The sequence below is a fragment of the Pseudomonas sp. BP8 genome, from assembly GCF_017875955.1.
In the GTDB taxonomy this organism is placed as follows: domain Bacteria; phylum Pseudomonadota; class Gammaproteobacteria; order Pseudomonadales; family Pseudomonadaceae; genus Aquipseudomonas.
On record NZ_JAGINK010000001.1, the window covers coordinates 615,497 to 630,811 of the forward strand.

Genomic DNA, 15,315 nt, shown 5'->3' on the forward strand with positions numbered 1-15,315 from the left:
CCCTGGGTTCAACGCAATGCGTAGTCGAGCACCACACCAATGAACACCAGCAACCCCGCCCAGTGATTGTGCAGGAACGCCTTGAAGCACGAATCGCGGTCCAGCTTGCGCGTTGACCAGTACTCCCAGCCGAAACACAGCGCCGCGCCGACTATCCCCAGGTGGAACCAACCGCCCAGTACAAACGCATTACCCGCCAGCAGCAGGCAGCCCAGCGACAGCATCTGCAAGGTCAGGATGATCGTGCGGTCCGAGTCGCCGAACAGAATCGCTGTCGATTTCACGCCGATCTTCAAATCATCGTCCCGATCCACCATCGCGTAGTAGGTGTCATAACCCACTGTCCACAACAGGTTGGCGATGTACAGCAGCCAGGCACTGGCCGGCAGTTCGGCGCCGGCCGCGGTAAAGGCCATCGGAATGCCCCATGAATAAGCCGCGCCGAGCACCACTTGCGGGTAGTAGGTATAGCGCTTCATGAACGGGTAGCAGGCAGCCAAGGCGACGGCGCCAAACGACAGCCATACCGTCTGGGCATTGGTACACAGCACCAACAGGAAACTCACCCCGACCAGGATCGCGAACAACGCCAGCGCCTCGCGCGGCTTGATCCGCCCGCTGGCCAGCGGGCGATCAGCGGTGCGTTTGACGTGGCCGTCGACCTTGCGGTCAGCGAAGTCATTGATGCAGCAGCCGGCAGCGCGCATCAGCACCACGCCGAGGCCGAAGATCAGCACGTTGGCCACGGTCGGCGAACCGTGCCCGGCAATCCATACCGCTGACAGGGTCGGCCACAACAGCAGGTAGATGCCGATCGGACGATCCATGCGGCTCAGCTGGACGAAGTCCCAGGCACGCGGATGCAGGCGGTTGAGCGACTTGAGCAGTTGCAGGTACATCAGCGGGTTTCCTCCTTGGCCGCTTGCCACAGCGCGGGCAGGAACACCTCGGCCACCAGCAGGTCGAGGCCATCGCGCTCAAAGCGCGAGCGTCGCGCCCAGAGGCCAGCGGCGGCCACCTCGGACGGCAGCCACGCCTGTGGATAACTACACACGTGCAGGGGGTGACGGATGAACGCCTGGTCGCAGAACAACAGCTCGCCCAGCGAGCGACTGCCCAGTGTCTCCAGGTCCAGGCCACCGCGCTCCAGGGCACTGCGCCCGGCCACACTGCGGGCGAACACCCAGGGTTGGCCGTGACCGCGCAGGTACACCTCGCGCACCCAGCCCTGCGCACCCGGCGCAAGGCCAAGCGCCTGGCATTCGTCATCGCGCAGGGCTTGCCAGCCCTCGAACAGCGGCGTGACGGAGAAGTGCTCGTGAGACAGGTGGGTCAGGCGGCGGGTCAGCGAACCCTCGTCGAACAGCCAGTCGAGGATCGGCTGGTCGAGCGTGGTCGCCAGCTGTGAATACGGCAGCCACGCGACAGCGGCTGCTTGCGGGGATTCGTACGACACGTCGGTATGCTTGTGACAGCCAGAGAGGCGGCGAGCTTAGCATGTTGCCCGCGCTGCTTGCATACTGCTGGCAGGGCCAGTAAAAAGCCCCGCGTGATTAGCATTACAGCCTCAAACCGATAAGAGGAACCCTGATGAAGAAGTGGCAATGTATTGTCTGTGGCCTGATCTACGACGAGGCTGAGGGCTGGCCGGATGACGGCATCGCGCCCGGTACCCGCTGGGAAGACGTCCCGGCAGACTGGCTGTGCCCGGATTGCGGCGTCGGCAAGATGGACTTCGAAATGATCGCCATCGGCTGATCACACCTTATTGAACAACAGAGGAAGCACGACATGACGTCCCCCGTGGTGATCATCGGTACCGGCCTGGCGGGCTATAACCTGGCCCGCGAGTTTCGTAAGCTCGACGGCGACACCCCGCTGTTGCTGATCACCGCCGACGACGGTCGCTCCTACTCCAAGCCAATGCTCTCCACCGGCTTTGCCAAGGACAAGGACGCCGACAGCCTGTGCATGGCCGAACCTGGGGCGATGGCCGAGCAACTCAAGGCCGAGGTCCGCACCCATACGCGCATCAGCGGCATCGACCCTGGCCACAAGCGGCTGTGGATCGGAGAAGAGGCAGTCGAGTACCGCGACCTGGTCCTCGCCTGGGGCGCGCAGACTGTACAGGTGCCGATCGACGGTGATGCCGGCGATCAGGTCTTCCCGATCAACGACCTGGAAGACTACGCCCGCTTCCGTGCAGCGGCGGCTGGCAAGCGGCGGGTGCTGATTCTCGGGGCTGGCTTGATCGGCTGCGAGTTCGCCAATGACCTGCGCCTGGGAGGCTTTGAGGTCGACGTCATGGCGCCCTGCGAACAGGTCATGCCGACCCTGCTCCATCCTGCTGCAGCTGGGGCGGTGCAGGCAGGGCTGGAGGGGCTTGGTGTGCGTTTTCACCTGGGCCCGGTACTGACGCGCCTGCAGCACGCTGCTGATGGCCTCGAGGCGCACCTCTCGGATGGCAGCGTGATCGCCTGCGACCTGGTGGTCTCGGCTGTCGGTCTGCGCCCACGCACTGATCTGGCCGCGGCTGCCGGCCTGCAGGTCAACCGTGGCGTGATGGTGAACCGCGAACTGCGCACCTCGCACGCCAACATTTTTGCCCTGGGCGATTGTGCCGAGGTCGATGGCATCAACCTGCTGTACGTGATGCCGCTGATGAGCTGTGCGCGGGCCTTGGCGCAAACGCTGACCGGCAACCCGGTCGCAGTCGCCTACGGGCCCATGCCGATCACCGTCAAGACCCCTGCCTGCCCGCTGGTGGTCTCGCCACCGCCGCAAGGTCGCGAGGGGACCTGGCAGATCGAAGGGCAGGGCGGTGACCTTAAATTGCTCTGCCGAGATGCTCAAGGACAGCTGCTGGGCTATGCCCTGACCGGCACCGCCGTCATGGAAAAGCTGGCACTGAATCGGCAGTTACCCGCCCTGATGGCGTGAATGAAAGGTGTTCTGTCGGTTTTGCCTTGTTGTTGGTGCGACATTGGCCGCGCAGACACTGGCGCGGTACCCATGAGCGTGCCATTCTCAGTCGCGTCTGCCGCAGTTTAGAGCCTGCGGCGCCTTGAGCGCTGCTTTGCCAAGCAGCACGGCAATAACAACAAGAACTCCCGTCCAAGAGGCTTCACTATGCGCAAACCAGAACTCGCCGCCGTCATCGCAGAAAAGACCGATTTGACCAAGGAAAAGGCCAATCAGGTCCTTAATGCGATCCTAGACAGCATCACCGGTGCGCTCGACAAGGACACCGTTACCTTGGTCGGCTTTGGCACCTTCGAGAAGCGTCATCGTGGCGCACGCACCGGCAAGAACCCGCAGACCGGCGAACCGGTGAAGATCAAGGCCAGCAACACGGTCGCCTTCAAACCCGGCAAAAACCTCAAAGACAGCGTGAATCCACCTGCGGCGCCGGCCAAGGCTGCCAAGAAAAAGTAGTCATTGCTCCACTGCACAGTCATCGAACGGGCGCCTTCAGGGCGCCCGTTGTGCTTTACACACGGTAACTACGGCGAACTTGCATTAAAGGGTCGAGAAGGGGATAAACTGCGCCACTCAGTCACTTTTTAATCGGTGTGCGTCGATGAAGTTTCGCTTTCTTCTTTGGGCCATGGGCCTGTTGATGGCCCGGGCCAGTCGCAATAACCCTGCATTCCAGCAGCAATTGCGCGACAAGGACCTGGTGTTTCAGATGCAGACCCTCGACGGTAAGGTTGCCCGTCACTTCATCGTGCGCAACGAGCGCATCAGCAGCAAGCGCGGCCCACACTCGCAGCCGGCGTTCGCCATTGCCTTCAAGGATGCCGCTTACGGGTTTGCCACGATGCAGGCGAGTAACAAGCAATTGGCATTCATGCAGGGGATTCAGGACAAGCACATCCAGATCAAAGGCAACCCTGCCTTGGTGATGTGGTTCCAAGGCCTGATGAAGTACCTGAAGCCGAAGAAGAAGGCCTGAGACCCACCCCCCTGTAGGAGCGGGCTTGCCGCGAAGCCGGCGCAGCCGGTGCCATACACCGCGGTACCTGGACCGGCCTCTTCGCGGGGCAAGCCCGCTCCTACAGGTCTCGAGAGGGCGGACCTTAAGGCAGGATCATCAGCTGGTCTCAGTGCGGCGCATGAAACTGCGAAGCCAGTTCACGCAACAGTGCCTCCGCCTCCAGCACCTTGCTGACCACATCCTCAGCCTTGTCCCGGCTCAGCCCGAGGCGTTCAAGCAGCGCGTCCGGGATCGGCTGCTGCGGCCCCGAACCAACGCCGCGCGAACGCAGCAGGCGCGTCGCCAGGCACACCAGGTTAGGGAACGCGGCGTTCTCACCCTCGTAGTCCGGATCGTGCTGGAAGCGCAGCGCAGTGGACAACTCGTCCGGCATATCCCACAGCTTCATCAGCCAGGCACCGATCTGCTCGCGGCTGATCCCCAGCAGGTGCTGCTCAACGAAGGTATGGGACAGGTGCGGGTTGACCTCCAGGTGCCGGCAGATCAGCGAGAAATGCGGCGGGAAGACATGCGCCAGGAGCAGGTAGCCGAAGTTGTGCAACAGCCCCGCCAGGTAGGTCAGGCCGGTCTCCGGGCGTTCCGCTCGGGGCATGGCGCGGGTCAGGCCCTCGATGACTGCAGCGGTATAGATCGATTGCTGCCAGTACGGCGTGGCCTGTTGTGGATGATCCTTGGGCAGCTCCAAGGTCTTGCCCAGGGCCAGGCCGAGCGCAAGGTTGATCACCAGATCGAAGCCCAGCACACGGACGATGGCATCTTCCACCGAGCGGATCTTGCCCGGCGATGCGTAATACGGCGACGCCGCCCAGCTGACTACCTGAGCGGCCAGGGCCGGGTCGGTTTCGACCACGCCGGTAATATCGTCGATGCTGGCATTGGGGTCGACACGCAGTTTGATGATCTTCTGCGCGGTGTCGGCCAGCGGCGGGATCTCGATGGTTTCTTCGAGGCGCTTCTGGATGCGTCGGGCGGTAAAGGCCTGCACCGCCTGGGTGATTTCATGGCTGTCATCGTCCGGGCGGTTCAGGTTTGGCCGGATGTCTTCAACTTTCTGGCCGAAATTACCCGCGCTGGCCTTGATCAGCATGCGCTTGAACGGTCCACGTTCGATCTCCAGCAGCAAGCCGGCTTCACCCGACTGGATCAGCAGTGTATGCGCGTCAAGCAGACGCTCCTCATACAGGCACGGCGAGCTGGTCAGCGCCGGAATGGCTGGCAGGGCCTTGAGGTGGTGCTTGTCGAGCATCTGCTTGAGCCGCGCCAGGGGCACGGCAACCAACTTGCGGCCGGTCAACTCGGTCAGGCGGTTGAGGTCGAGCAGGTGGTCCTGCGGGAACAGCACCATCAAGGCGCCGATCTCGTCATCGAGCAGGGCCGCCTGCACACGCGAAGCAGCCGGCAGTTGCGGATGCTCAGGCACCTCGCGGTAGCTCACGCCGAGTTTTTCGAGCAACAGCCGGATGACAGACGGTGCGTGTGGGGTTGCGGTGTCCAGGGCAACTTCAGTCATGGTCTGTATCCAAGAAATCCTTTAAACGCAAAGTATAACCAGCCTGATCGACAGACTGGATCCATTCCGAGAAGTGCGTCACACCTGGCCATATTGCTGGCCGTGGCGCAGCCAGCGGTCGAGCAGCGGGCTGACGTGATCAGGCCAGCGCTCCAGTAGCGCCTGGGCGGCGTCGCGCACCGCCGGCAGGAGGTCGGCGTCGCGCATCAGGTCGGCGACCTTGAACTGTAGCAGGCCGGTCTGGCGGGTCCCGAGCATCTCGCCGGGGCCACGCAGTTCGAGGTCCTTTTCGGCGATGATGAAGCCATCATTGGTTTCACGCATGATGCCCAGGCGTTCGCGACCGATCTGCGACAATGGCGGGTGATAAAGCAATACACAGTGGCTGGCTGCGCTGCCGCGACCGACTCGACCGCGCAGCTGGTGCAGCTGGGCCAGGCCGAGGCGTTCAGGGTTCTCGATGATCATCAGGCTGGCGTTGGGTACGTCCACGCCCACCTCGATCACCGTGGTGGCGACCAGCAACTGGAGATTGCCGGCCTTGAATTCGGCCATCACTGCGGCTTTTTCAGCGGGTTTCATGCGCCCATGAATCAGGCCCACGCGCAGTTCGCCGAGGGCGCTGCCCAAGTCTTCATAGGTGCTCTCTGCGGCTTGGCAGGTGAGCTCTTCGGATTCTTCGATCAGGGTGCACACCCAATACGCCTGGCGCCCCTCGGCACAGGCCGCGCGAACCCGCTCGACCACCTCGAAGCGGCGGCTATCGACCACCAGCACGGTATTCACCGGCGTACGCCCAGGCGGTAGCTCGTCGAGCACCGAGGTGTCGAGGTCGGCGTAGGCGCTCATGGCCAAGGTCCGCGGAATGGGCGTGGCGGTCATGATCAGCTGGTGTGGGCAGAGTTCGCCGGCCACGCCTTTCTTGCGCAAGGCCAGCCGCTGCTGCACGCCGAAGCGGTGCTGCTCGTCGATGATGGCCAAGGCCAGGTGCTTGAACTTGACCTCTTCCTGGAACAGCGCATGGGTGCCGACCACCATTGGCGCGCCACCGGCAATCTGCTCCAGAGCGCTGACGCGAGCCTTGCCCTTGAGCTTGCCAGCCAGCCAGGCGACTTCGATACCCAGCGGCTCCAGCCAACGCTTGAAGGTGATGTAATGCTGCTCGGCGAGGATCTCAGTGGGCGCCATCAATGCCACCTGGTAACCTGCCTCCAGCGCCTGCAGGGCGGCGAGCGCGGCGACCACGGTCTTGCCAGCGCCGACATCGCCCTGCACCAGGCGCATCATCGGTTCGCCCTGGCTGAGGTCGTAGGCGATCTCGTTGCCGACCCGTTGCTGCGCGCCGGTAGGGGCGAAACCAAGGTTGGCCAGGTACTGCGCTGGCAGCCGGCTGGCCTTGGGCAGCACCGCCGCGCGCAAGCTGCGCAGGCTCTCGCGCAGACGCTGTTGCGACAGTTGATGGGTCAGCAGTTCTTCGAAGGCCAACCGATGCTGGGCCCAGTGATGGCCCAGGGCGAGTTCGTCGAGATCGGCATCGGCCGGCGGGTTGTGCAGGTAGCGAATGGCCTCGTCGAGCGGTGCCAGCTGATAGTCAGTGGCCAGCTCGGGCGGTAACCAGTCAGGCAGGCTGCGCGGGCCAAGCATCGTCAGGCTCTGCTGGCAGAGCAGGCGCAGGCGTTGCTGGGTCAGGCCTTCAGTGGTCGGGTAGATCGGCGTCAGGGTCTGCTCGACCGGTGGCGCCGGCTCGCTGCCGTTGAGCGCACGGTACTCCGGGTGATAGATCTCCAGGCCCGAGGCGCCGGGGCGTGCCTCGCCATAGCAGCGCAGATGGGTGCCACGTTTCAGGCCTTCCTTCTGCGCGTTGCTGAAGTGGTAGAAACGCAGGGTCAGCACGCCGCTGCCGTCACCCAGGCGCACGACCAGACTGCGGCGCTTGCCCATGGTCACGTCGGTACCGCTGACCACGCCCTCGATGACCGCATCCTGGCCAGGACGCAACTGGCCGATAGGCACGACGCGGGTGCGATCCTGATAGCGCATGGGCAGGTGGAAAAGCAGATCCTGCAGGTTCTCGAGGCCGACCTTGGCGAGTTTTTCCGCCATCGCCTCGCCGACGCCCTTGAGTTCGGTGACGGGGACCTTAGACAGCTCGTTCATGGCTCAGGCCGTTTGTTCCACAGGTGCCTTGACCACCGAGCACAGGCGGATCGAGTCAGCCAGGATCTCGATGGCCTTCGGCCGCGGGAAGCTGGCACGCCAGGCGATGGCCACAGTGCGGAACGGCGCCGGCGCGGTCAGCGGCCGCACCTCGATCACGCCGGGGGCGTAATGATGGCTGTGCACGGCTGACAACGGCAGGATCGAGATACCCAGGCCGGAGGCGACCATGTGGCGAATGGTTTCCAGCGAGCTGGACTCGACCGTGGTGTGCTTGGAGCCGTCGCCACCCTTGTTCAGGGTTGGGCAGGCTTCCAGCACCTGGTCGCGGAAGCAGTGACCTTCGCCGAGCAGCAACAGGCTCTTGTCGTTGAGCAGGGCGGTATCGATGGTCTTCTTGGCGGTCCAGGGATGGTCGGCGGGCATCAGCGCGCAGAACGGTTCGTCGTACAGCGGCAAGGTCAGCACATCGGCCTCGTTGAACGGCAGGGCGATGATCACCGCGTCCAGTTCGCCGTTGCGCAGCTTCTCGCGCAGCACGTGGGTGAAGTTTTCTTCGATGTACAGCGGCATCTGCGGGGCGACCCGGTGCAGCTGTGGAATCAGGTGGGGGAACAGGTAGGGGCCAACGGTATAGATGGCACCGACCTTGAGGGGCGCCGTCAGCTGGTTTTTACCCGCCTGGGCCAGCTCGCGAATGCCTTGGGCCTGCTCCAGGACCTTCTGCGCCTGGGCAACGATGCTTTCGCCGACCGGGGTCAGGCGTACCGCGCTCTTGCTGCGCTCGAAGATCAGCACGCCAAGCTCGTCCTCCAGCTTCTTCACACCGACCGACAGGGTGGGCTGGCTGACGTGGCAACGCTCGGCAGCGTGGCCGAAGTGCTGCTCCTGGGCGAGGGTGACGATGTAGCGAAGTTCTGTGAGGGTCATAACGTGCGTCCATGAAGTTGCGGCCCCAGCATAGCGGCTGCAATCGATAGACGCACGTTATCAGACTTGCCGTTTTGTGACAGAAGCAAAGTGTCAGCGTTTGTCCAGCGAGTAGACAAAGGGTGCTACCACTTCGATCGTGCCATTGTTCAGCAATTCAGCCGGCGGCTTGGGTACGTTGCCCGCGCGACGGATCATTTCCATGGTTGCCCGGTCCAGCGCTGCGCTGCCCGAACCACCCGCCATCGAGTACGACAGTACCTTGCCTTCGGCATCGACCACGAAACGCAGACGGTTGATACCTTGCAGGCCTCGGCGGCGGGCATCTTCCGGATAGCGCTTGTACTTCGCCAGATGGCGCAGCAGGTCGCTCTGCCAGGTTGGCAAGGCGTTGCTATTGGACGAGATGCTCGGTGCCGGTGCCGCCGATTTCTGCGCAGGCGCAGTGCTCGGTGGTGTGTCGACTACCTCTTCCTTGGTCGGTTCATCCTTGACCGGCTCAGGCTTTTTCTCAGGCTTGGGCGGTTGGGGCTTGGCCTTTGGCTTGGGCGGCTTGGGAATGGCGATCTTCGGTTTCGGCGCCTCTACCAGCTTGGGCATGGGCGGTTCTTCAACCTCCACCGGCGGCTTGGGTGCAGCCTTGGGTGGTGGTGGCGGCGCTGGCTCAGGGAGCGGTGCCATTTCGACCATCATGGCTGCCGGAGGCAGCTCGATGGCTTGGGGCACCGACCAGTTGAGCGTCAGCAGCACGGCGATGACATGCAGTGCGAGCACGATCGCCAAGCTGCCGCTGTAACGCGCCAGATTGTGCCGCGTCTTCGTCATTTCTTGGCTGCCGTCTCGAGACCTACCAGACCGACCTTGAGGTAGCCGGCCGCGCGCATGTTGTTCATCACTTCCATCAGGTCACCATAATCCACGCCCTTGTCGGCCTGGAAGAAGATGGTGGTTTCCTTGTCACCCTTGGTCTTGGCGTCGAGCATCGCGCCAAGCTGGCCGGGCTGTACGACCTGATCGTCGCCGACGTACAGCTTCTGGTCGGCCTTGACGCTGACAAACACCGGTTTCTCGGGTCTGGGCGCGGGCTTGGCGGTCGAGGCCGGCAGGTCGACCTTGATGTCGACCGTGGCCAGGGGCGCTGCCACCATGAAGATGATCAGCAGTACCAACATCACGTCGATAAACGGCGTAACGTTGATTTCGTGGTTTTCGGCGAGGTCGTCGCCACCTTCGTTGAGATGCAGGCCCATGGCTTACCCCACTTTCACCATGTGCGGGGCGACGCGCTCGCTACCCTGGTGGTCGAGGTCACGGCTGACCAGCAGCAGGACTTGCGCCGACGCGTCGGAAACCTGTGCCTTGTAGCCAGCGATGGAGCGGGCGAAGACGTTGTAGATGACTACCGCCGGGATGGCCGCAACCAGGCCCAGCGCGGTTGCCAGCAGGGCTTCGGCGATGCCGGGAGCAACCACGGCGAGGTTGGTGGTCTGGGTCTTGGCGATGCCGATGAAGCTGTTCATGATGCCCCATACAGTACCGAACAGACCGACGAACGGTGCGGTGGAACCGATGGTAGCCAGCACGCCGGTGCCGTTGCTCATGTTACGACCGCTGGCCGCGACCAGGCGCTCGAGGCGGAACGCCACGCGCTCCTTGATGCCTTCTTTTTCGCGGGCGTTGGCCGACAGGCGCATTTCTTCCAAGGCGTCATGGACCAGGGTGTGGGCCAGGGTGCCTTCCTTGTTGGAGACCTCAGCGGCTTCCTTGAGGCTGGCGACCTTCTTCAGCACGGCGACTTCGCCACGCAGGCGGCGCTTGGCGCCCAGCAGTTCGAAGCCTTTGGCAATCCAGATGGTCCAGGTGATGATCGAGGCGATGGCCAGGCCGATCATGACGATCTTCACGACGATATCGGCGTTCTTGTACATGCCCCATGGGGACAGGTCATGCGCCATGCCCAGGGTGGTGTCTTCAACCAGCGCCTCAACGTTTTCGCCAGCAGGTGCCTGACCTTCGACGGCAGCGCCTTCAGCCGCTGCGGCGGCCGGGGCTGGCGCCGAGGCATCAGCAGGGGCGGTGGCGGCAGCAGGGGTGTTGGCTGCCGGAGCGACAGGCTCATCGGCCATGGCGGCTGGGGCCAGTACCAGGCTGAACATCAGCGCGGCAATGGCGCGCCATGCGCGCGACGGGGTTGGCGAAGCGGAAGGTTGATTACGAGTCATGCTGGCCGGACCTGATGAAGAAAAAGAGTTGACGTTCACCACGGCCTCGAGGTGGGCCGAGAACAGATTGGCGGCCATTATTGCAAGTAATTCTTGTTAACAGAAGCAATAGGATTGGTTTTTTTAATCTTTGTCTAGCCGTTGATCGTGTAGTCCGGCTAGCCTGAGCCTTTAGAAATGGAGTCTTGTAATGTCAGATTTATCGGCTTTGATCGTGGGATGCGGAGATGTTGGCGGGCGTTTGGCCCAACAACTACTGGCCACTGGCTGGCATGTCAGCGGTCTGAGGCGGTCGGTCGGGCAATTGCCAAAGGGCGTTCAACCGGTCGCTGCGGACTTGGCCGATGACGCCATTCCGGCTGCTTGGCCGGATCGTGCGCCGGACTATGTCATCTATTGCTTGGCGGCCAGCCAGCATGACGAAGCGGGATACAAGGCGGCTTATGTCGACGGCCTGCGGAATGTCCTGAGCTGGTTGCAGGCCCGAGGGCAGAACCCGCGACGCTTGTTGTTCGTCTCCAGCAGCAGCGTGTTTGCCCAACAGCAGGGTGAGTGGGTCGATGAAACTGCGGCTACCGAGCCTGAGGGCTATTCGGGCCGGATCATGCTTGAGGCCGAGCGCTTGGCGCTGGCCAGTGGTATCCCTGCCAGCGTAGTGCGGTTGACCGGGATCTACGGGCCGGGTCGAGAATGGCTGCTGAGCCAGGTGCGCCAAGGCTATCGGGTTGCCGAGCAGCCTCCTCTCTATGGCAACCGGATCCATGCCGAGGATGCCGCCAGCCTGCTGGCATATCTGCTGCAGGCGGATGCGCGCGGGGTGGCGCTGGAGGACTGCTATATAGGCGTGGACGACGATCCGGCGCCGTTGGCCGACGTGGTCGCCTGGTTGCGCGAGTACATGGGGGTTACCGAGTGGTCCGATGAACAGCGGGTGCGTCGTACTGGCAGCAAGCGCTGCAGCAATGCGCGGGCTCGGGCGTTGGGCTGGGTGCCGCAGTATGCGAGCTATAAAGAGGGCTATGCGGCGATTTTGCAGGGGCTTGGTTGAGTCAGCACGCGGAGGCGGTGTTGGTACCGGCCTCTTCGCGGGGCAAGCCCGCTCCTACAGGATCACCTGAGCCCCTGTAGGAGCGGGCTTGCCCCGCGAAGAAGCTAGCCCAAATCCAGGCCTGTTACTTAGCCGCGCTCCAGCAACCACTGGCGCGCACCGGGCGCCAGCTGCGGCATATCGCCCGCTTGCGCGCGATTGACCGCCTGGAAGATCTCCAGCCGGTCACCGTCACGCTTGAACACGAACGGCGCGCCACGCTGGTTGCGCTCCAGCCACAGGGTATCGTTGCTGCCGCCCATGCTGGCGCAATCGCCTGCCAGGCACAGCGCGTAACGATCAGGCCCTGGCAGACCGGTCAGGCTGCCGTTGTCGGCAAAGCGCACCACGGCGCCCTGACCCTGGCCTTCGACAATCTTCCAATCACCTTTCAGGTAGCTCTGGTATAGCGCTTTCTCGAAGCTGCTGCCCAGGGGTGTGTCTGCCGCTGCCGGTAACTGGGGCTTGACGAAGGTCTGTTGCGCACCGGACTGGCCAGTGACATTCAGCGCTTTGCCGTCGAGCTCCAGCTGTTCGGTCTGACCGCCCTGGAAACTGGCCTGCCAGTGCTTCTCGGCAGCGCTCAGGCTGCCATCAGCGGCCTCGAAACCATTGCTGTAGCTGGCGTGCTGGCGGGCGACATCGAGTTTCCACTCGAACACCGGGCCATGCGCGGCGAGTGCCTGGCGCAGGCTGCCACCCTTGGCGGCGGCATCGATGGCGGCCTGGTTGATCCAGGTACCGTTGTAATCTTCGGGTTTGTGGCTGGCGCAGCCGCCCAGGAGCAGGGCTGCCAACGTAAGAGACAGGGCATGACGCATGGTGGGAAACCTTGGGGGCAGAAAAGGTGACGGGCAGGGCGCCCGTCACCTACGGCATCATTCGATGACCAGGATAGCGTCCATTTCGACCTGGGCGCCCTTGGGCAGAGCAGCAACGCCGATGGCGGCGCGGGCCGGGTAGGGCTGTTCGAAGTAGCGGCCCATGACCTCGTTGACCTTGGCGAAATGGCTCAGGTCGGTGAGGAAGATGTTCAGCTTGACGATGTCCTTGAACGAACCGCCAGCAGCCTCGGCAACCGACTTGAGGTTCTCGAACACTTGCACGGTCTGGGCTTCGAAGCCCTCGACCAGCTCCATGGTCTTCGGATCCAGCGGGATCTGGCCAGACATGTACACGGTGTTACCGGCCTTGATCGCCTGGGAGTAAGTACCGATGGCGGCTGGGGCCTTGTCGCTGTTGATGACGGTCTTGGTCATGATGACTCCTTGCGGTTGACGGACTACGCACGCATACGGGTGATGCGGACCACGCCGGTCAGGGTGCGCAACTTCTTGATCACACGGGCCAGGTGCACGCGGTCGTGCACGCTGACCACCAGCTGGACCACGCTGATACGGCCGTCGCGTTCGTCCATGCTGATCTTCTCGATGTTGCCGTCGGCGGCGTTGACGCTGCTGGCCAGCAAGGCGATGAGGCCGCGCTGGTGCTCAAGCTCGACACGCAGCTCGACGTTGAACTCGCCAGTGACGTCCTTGGCCCAGGAGAGCTGCAGGCACTTCTCCGGGTTGTGGCGGATTTCACTGATGTTGCGGCAGTCTTCCAGGTGCACCACCATGCCTTTACCCGCCGACAGGTGGCCGACGATCGGATCACCCGGGATCGGCGTGCAGCACTTGGCGTAACTGAGCACCAGGCCTTCGGTACCACGAATCGCCAGCGGGCCTTCCGGTGCCGGCAGCTGCTCGCCCTCGGCGGACAGCAGGCGGCGGGCGACCACGTAGGCCATGCGGTTGCCCAGGCCGATGTCTTCGAGCAGGTCTTCGATGACTTCCAGGCGATACTCGGCGAGGATCGGCTGGATGCGCTCCTGGGAGATCTTGTCCAGGCTGCTGTCGAAGCCGGTCAGCACTTTGTTCAGCAGGCGCTCGCCGAGGCTGATCGACTCGGAGCGGCGTTGCTGCTTGAGGGCGTGACGGATGTGCGTACGCGCCTTGCCGGTGACCACGAAATTGAGCCAGGCCGGGTTCGGTCGCGCGCCTGGGGCGCTGACGATTTCCACCGTCGAACCGCTTTGCAGCGGCTCGGACAGCGGCGCCAGGCGCCGGTTGATGCGACAGGCGATGCAGCTGTTGCCGACGTCGGTATGCACCGCATAGGCGAAGTCGACCGCGGTGGAGCCTTTGGGCAGCTCCATGATTCGCCCTTTCGGGGTGAAGACGTAGACCTCGTCCGGGAACAGGTCGATCTTCACGCTCTCGATGAACTCCAGCGAGTTGCCAGCACGCTGCTGCAACTCGAGGATGCCCTTGACCCACTGACGGGCGCGGGCATGACTGCCCTTGGGCTGATCGTCGTCGTTGGACTTGTACAGCCAATGCGCGGCGATGCCATTGTTGGCCATCTCTTCCATCTCGCGGGTGCGAATCTGGATTTCGATAGGCACCCCATGCATGCCGAACAGCGTCGTGTGCAGCGACTGGTAGCCGTTGGCCTTGGGGATCGCGATGTAATCCTTGAAGCGTCCGGGCAGCGGCTTGTACAGGTTGTGCACGGCGCCGAGCACGCGGTAGCAGGTGTCGACCTTGTCGACGATGATGCGAAACGCATACACGTCCATGATCTCGCCGAAGGCACGGCGCTTGCCGCGCATCTTCTTGTAGATGCCATAGAGGTGCTTCTGGCGACCGCTGACTTCGCCTTCGATACCATCGGTGGCCAGGCAGTTGGCCAGCGACTGTTCGATCTTGGCGACGATCTCTTTACGGTTGCCACGGGCGCGTTTGACCGCCTGGTGAATGCGCGACGAGCGCATCGGGTGCATGGCCTTGAAGCCGAGGTCTTCGAACTCTACGCGTACCGTATGCATGCCCAAGCGGTTGGCGATCGGGGCGTAGATCTCGAGTGTTTCCTTGGCGATGCGCCGGCGTTTTTCGCCGGAGAGCACTTCCAGGGTGCGCATGTTGTGCAGGCGGTCGGCCAGCTTGACCAGGATCACGCGGATATCGCGGGCCATGGCCATGGCCATTTTCTGGAAGTTTTCGGCCTGCGCCTCGGCCTTGGTCTCGAAGTTCATCTGGGTCAGCTTGCTGACCCCATCAACCAGCTCGGCGACCGTCTCGCCAAATTGCTGGCTGAGGGCTTCCTTGGCGATGCCAGTGTCTTCGATCACGTCGTGCAGCATGGCCGCCATCAGGCTCTGATGGTCCATGTGCATGTCGGCGAGGATGCCGGCGACTGCCAGCGGATGAGTCACGTAGGGTTCGCCACTGCGGCGGCGTTGCCCATCGTGCGCCTGTTCGGCGTAGAAGTAGGCTCGGCGGACCAGGTTGACCTGGTCTGGGCCGAGGTAGGTCGACAGCCGTTCGGCGAGGGTGTCTATGCTCGGCATGGGTTTGCCTCCAGCCAAGGT

At 63.1% G+C, this 15,315-nt stretch carries 16 protein-coding genes; 5 read left to right on the forward strand and 11 right to left on the reverse strand.

What is annotated here, in order from left to right:
- Positions 1-8: 8 nt before the first annotated feature.
- Together ubiA and J3B00_RS02695 are read right to left on the reverse strand one after the other, a co-directional pair.
- Positions 9-899, reverse strand: a complete 891-nt coding sequence (gene ubiA, locus J3B00_RS02690; RefSeq protein ID WP_209863311.1) for a 4-hydroxybenzoate octaprenyltransferase — start codon at positions 897-899, stop codon at positions 9-11.
- A complete protein-coding gene (locus J3B00_RS02695) occupies positions 899-1,456 on the reverse strand; it encodes a chorismate lyase (RefSeq protein ID WP_209863314.1) in 558 nt (185 codons plus the stop codon). The genes ubiA and J3B00_RS02695 overlap by 1 nt, the downstream gene beginning before the upstream one ends.
- Positions 1,457-1,590: 134 nt before the next feature.
- On the opposite strand from J3B00_RS02695, the gene J3B00_RS02700 reads away from it, so the two are divergent.
- The 4 genes from J3B00_RS02700 to J3B00_RS02715 all read left to right on the forward strand — a co-directional run bounded on the left by J3B00_RS02700 (position 1,591) and on the right by J3B00_RS02715 (position 3,955).
- A complete protein-coding gene (locus J3B00_RS02700) occupies positions 1,591-1,758 on the forward strand; it encodes a rubredoxin (RefSeq protein ID WP_028942479.1) in 168 nt (55 codons plus the stop codon).
- A 33-nt stretch (positions 1,759-1,791) separates the two neighbouring features.
- The gene (locus J3B00_RS02705) at positions 1,792-2,940 is read left to right on the forward strand and encodes an FAD-dependent oxidoreductase (protein ID WP_209863317.1); all 1,149 of its coding nucleotides are present in this window, start codon (positions 1,792-1,794) and stop codon (positions 2,938-2,940) included.
- 189 nt (positions 2,941-3,129) lie between these two features.
- Positions 3,130-3,435 (forward strand): HU family DNA-binding protein, encoded by a 306-nt coding sequence (locus J3B00_RS02710; RefSeq protein WP_043199840.1) that lies wholly within the window; start codon positions 3,130-3,132, stop codon positions 3,433-3,435.
- A 145-nt stretch (positions 3,436-3,580) separates the two neighbouring features.
- Positions 3,581-3,955: a helicase gene (locus J3B00_RS02715; protein WP_209863328.1), complete on the forward strand. Its 375-nt coding sequence runs from the start codon at positions 3,581-3,583 to the stop codon at positions 3,953-3,955.
- A 148-nt stretch (positions 3,956-4,103) separates the two neighbouring features.
- Here J3B00_RS02715 and J3B00_RS02720 read toward each other — a convergent pair whose 3' ends face one another.
- The 6 genes from J3B00_RS02720 to exbB form a co-directional block, all read right to left on the reverse strand.
- Entirely contained in the window at positions 4,104-5,507 is a 1,404-nt protein-coding gene (locus J3B00_RS02720) for an aminoacyl-tRNA deacylase and HDOD domain-containing protein (RefSeq protein WP_209863331.1), read from the reverse strand.
- A gap of 78 nt (positions 5,508-5,585) precedes the next feature.
- Positions 5,586-7,664 carry an ATP-dependent DNA helicase RecG gene (gene recG, locus J3B00_RS02725; RefSeq protein ID WP_209863335.1) on the reverse strand — a complete coding sequence of 693 codons (2,079 nt, stop codon included), beginning with the start codon at positions 7,662-7,664 and terminating at the stop codon, positions 5,586-5,588.
- A gap of 3 nt (positions 7,665-7,667) precedes the next feature.
- The gene (locus tag J3B00_RS02730; protein ID WP_209863338.1) at positions 7,668-8,594 is read right to left on the reverse strand and encodes a hydrogen peroxide-inducible genes activator; all 927 of its coding nucleotides are present in this window, start codon (positions 8,592-8,594) and stop codon (positions 7,668-7,670) included.
- A gap of 93 nt (positions 8,595-8,687) precedes the next feature.
- Positions 8,688-9,419 carry an energy transducer TonB gene (locus tag J3B00_RS02735; protein WP_209863341.1) on the reverse strand — a complete coding sequence of 244 codons (732 nt, stop codon included), beginning with the start codon at positions 9,417-9,419 and terminating at the stop codon, positions 8,688-8,690.
- A complete protein-coding gene (gene exbD, locus J3B00_RS02740; RefSeq protein ID WP_209863343.1) occupies positions 9,416-9,844 on the reverse strand; it encodes a TonB system transport protein ExbD in 429 nt (142 codons plus the stop codon). Before exbD ends, J3B00_RS02735 begins: the two co-directional genes overlap by 4 nt.
- A gap of 3 nt (positions 9,845-9,847) precedes the next feature.
- A complete protein-coding gene (gene exbB, locus J3B00_RS02745) occupies positions 9,848-10,816 on the reverse strand; it encodes a tonB-system energizer ExbB (protein ID WP_209863345.1) in 969 nt (322 codons plus the stop codon).
- 190 nt (positions 10,817-11,006) lie between these two features.
- On the opposite strand from exbB, the gene J3B00_RS02750 reads away from it, so the two are divergent.
- Positions 11,007-11,864 carry an NAD-dependent epimerase/dehydratase family protein gene (locus J3B00_RS02750; RefSeq protein WP_209863348.1) on the forward strand — a complete coding sequence of 286 codons (858 nt, stop codon included), beginning with the start codon at positions 11,007-11,009 and terminating at the stop codon, positions 11,862-11,864.
- Between the two features lie 128 nt (positions 11,865-11,992).
- Here the strand turns inward: J3B00_RS02750 and J3B00_RS02755 are convergent, their stop codons facing one another.
- The 3 genes from J3B00_RS02755 to spoT are packed head-to-tail and all read right to left on the reverse strand — an operon-like array spanning position 11,993 to position 15,294.
- Entirely contained in the window at positions 11,993-12,724 is a 732-nt protein-coding gene (locus tag J3B00_RS02755) for a hypothetical protein (protein ID WP_209863351.1), read from the reverse strand.
- Positions 12,725-12,781: 57 nt separating this feature from the next.
- Positions 12,782-13,162, reverse strand: a complete 381-nt coding sequence (locus tag J3B00_RS02760; RefSeq protein ID WP_119137156.1) for a RidA family protein — start codon at positions 13,160-13,162, stop codon at positions 12,782-12,784.
- Between the two features lie 23 nt (positions 13,163-13,185).
- On the reverse strand, positions 13,186-15,294 hold the full coding sequence (gene spoT / locus J3B00_RS02765; RefSeq protein WP_209863355.1) for a bifunctional GTP diphosphokinase/guanosine-3',5'-bis pyrophosphate 3'-pyrophosphohydrolase: 2,109 nt from the start codon (positions 15,292-15,294) through the stop codon (positions 13,186-13,188).
- Positions 15,295-15,315 lie beyond the last annotated feature (21 nt).

What these genes read in the sequence shown, in the direction of transcription:
- J3B00_RS02720 (WP_209863331.1), bottom strand. Translation starts at nt 5,507, where the DNA reads ATGACTGAAGTTGCCCTGGACACCGCAACCCCACACGCACCGTCTGTC.
- J3B00_RS02705 (WP_209863317.1), top strand. Translation starts at nt 1,792, where the DNA reads ATGACGTCCCCCGTGGTGATCATCGGTACCGGCCTGGCGGGCTATAAC.
- J3B00_RS02710 (WP_043199840.1), top strand. Translation starts at nt 3,130, where the DNA reads ATGCGCAAACCAGAACTCGCCGCCGTCATCGCAGAAAAGACCGATTTG.
- J3B00_RS02700 (WP_028942479.1), top strand. Translation starts at nt 1,591, where the DNA reads ATGAAGAAGTGGCAATGTATTGTCTGTGGCCTGATCTACGACGAGGCT.
- J3B00_RS02730 (WP_209863338.1), bottom strand. Translation starts at nt 8,594, where the DNA reads ATGACCCTCACAGAACTTCGCTACATCGTCACCCTCGCCCAGGAGCAG.
- spoT (WP_209863355.1), bottom strand. Translation starts at nt 15,294, where the DNA reads ATGCCGAGCATAGACACCCTCGCCGAACGGCTGTCGACCTACCTCGGC.
- exbD (WP_209863343.1), bottom strand. Translation starts at nt 9,844, where the DNA reads ATGGGCCTGCATCTCAACGAAGGTGGCGACGACCTCGCCGAAAACCAC.
- J3B00_RS02715 (WP_209863328.1), top strand. Translation starts at nt 3,581, where the DNA reads ATGAAGTTTCGCTTTCTTCTTTGGGCCATGGGCCTGTTGATGGCCCGG.
- J3B00_RS02750 (WP_209863348.1), top strand. Translation starts at nt 11,007, where the DNA reads ATGTCAGATTTATCGGCTTTGATCGTGGGATGCGGAGATGTTGGCGGG.
- recG (WP_209863335.1), bottom strand. Translation starts at nt 7,664, where the DNA reads ATGAACGAGCTGTCTAAGGTCCCCGTCACCGAACTCAAGGGCGTCGGC.
- exbB (WP_209863345.1), bottom strand. Translation starts at nt 10,816, where the DNA reads ATGACTCGTAATCAACCTTCCGCTTCGCCAACCCCGTCGCGCGCATGG.
- J3B00_RS02760 (WP_119137156.1), bottom strand. Translation starts at nt 13,162, where the DNA reads ATGACCAAGACCGTCATCAACAGCGACAAGGCCCCAGCCGCCATCGGT.
- ubiA (WP_209863311.1), bottom strand. Translation starts at nt 899, where the DNA reads ATGTACCTGCAACTGCTCAAGTCGCTCAACCGCCTGCATCCGCGTGCC.
- J3B00_RS02735 (WP_209863341.1), bottom strand. Translation starts at nt 9,419, where the DNA reads ATGACGAAGACGCGGCACAATCTGGCGCGTTACAGCGGCAGCTTGGCG.
- J3B00_RS02755 (WP_209863351.1), bottom strand. Translation starts at nt 12,724, where the DNA reads ATGCGTCATGCCCTGTCTCTTACGTTGGCAGCCCTGCTCCTGGGCGGC.